Below are 215 nucleotides of genomic sequence, written 5' to 3'. Positions count from 1 at the left end.
CAATAAGCGATATGCACTTGGCAACCGCTTAACCGAGCAAATGATTGATAAATGGTCATTGTATCGTTTAGCACAATATTGTGATCAGTTGGTACCGAATGGCAAGGGCGGTCAAGAGCCACGGTTCACTTGTAATGTGTATATTCAAAGTGCCGAATCTGCTTTCGATATTTTAAGCAAACTTGCAGGTTTATTTCGTGCAATCAGTTATTGGG

1 protein-coding gene is annotated in these 215 nt (G+C 40.9%); it reads left to right on the top strand.

Annotated elements, in window-relative coordinates; translation table 11 throughout:
* Positions 1 to 215, top strand: a 215-nt coding sequence (locus ACG9ZL_RS21350; RefSeq protein WP_419361942.1) for a hypothetical protein, incomplete at both ends; no start/stop codon positions are given.

Source organism: Acinetobacter legionensis (genome assembly GCF_048551735.1).
Lineage (GTDB): Bacteria > Pseudomonadota > Gammaproteobacteria > Pseudomonadales > Moraxellaceae > Acinetobacter.
This window is presented reverse-complemented; position numbering and strand designations above follow the sequence as displayed.